Genomic DNA, 993 nt, shown 5'->3' with positions numbered 1-993 from the left:
TGACACGAATATTAGTACAGTTGCAACTACTGATGGCGTACAGGTTAAGTTAAATCCAAACTTAGATTTAGGCGCAGCTGGTAGCGTTAAAACAGGTAATACCACTATTAACAATGCAGGTGTAACAGCTGACCAAATTACAGCAAACAAAGTAACAGTCAACAATGCTCCAACAGCAGGTACAGATGCGACCAATAAGACCTATGTTGATGGCAAAGTACAGACTTTGGCTGATAGTCCTCTAGGTTTTGTTGGTGATTCAGGTACTAAAGCTACACGTAAATTGGGTGAAGACCTGAATATCAAGGGTGGAGCAACAGGTACATTAACAAGTGGTAATATTGGTGTTGTATCGAACGGTAGTAATCAACTTGATATTAAATTAGCAGAAGCGATCGACCTCGGTACAAATGGTAGTGTTAAAACGGGTAATACCACTATTAACAATGCAGGTGTAACAGCTGACCAAGTTACGGTTGGTGGTGTTGTTATTAACAACACAACAGGTATTAATGCTGGTGGTAAAGCAATTACCAATGTTGCTGCGCCAACAAACAATACAGATGCAGCCAATAAAAAGTATGTAGATGATGCTGGTTCAACATTGACAAACTTGGGCTTTGGTTTAAAAGCGCAAGACGGTACGACTGTTAACAAGAAGTTAGGTGAAGCGGTTGATATAGTTGGTTCAAACAGCAATATCACGACTAAAGTAAATGCAGGTAAAGTCGAAGTTGCGTTATCGAATGCATTGGACTTAGGCGCAGCTGGTAGTGTTACTACAGGTGCAACGGTTATTAACAATGCAGGGATTACTGCAAACAAAGTAACAGTTAACAATGCCCCAACAGCAGGTACAGATGCGACCAATAAAACCTATGTTGACTCTAAAGCTGCAGCATCAAAAACTGAAGTTGCAGGTGGAAGCAATATCGCAGGGGTCGCAAAAACTACAGGTGCAAATGGTCAAGATGTTTATACCGTTAATGCCAA

General features: G+C 40.8%; 1 pseudogene. It reads left to right on the top strand.

The window, feature by feature from the left end:
- Positions 1-993: pseudogene (locus F981_RS24085) on the top strand (trimeric autotransporter adhesin AtaA); the annotation flags it as partial.

The organism is Acinetobacter guillouiae CIP 63.46 (assembly GCF_000368145.1).
Lineage (GTDB): Bacteria > Pseudomonadota > Gammaproteobacteria > Pseudomonadales > Moraxellaceae > Acinetobacter > Acinetobacter guillouiae.
This window is presented reverse-complemented; position numbering and strand designations above follow the sequence as displayed.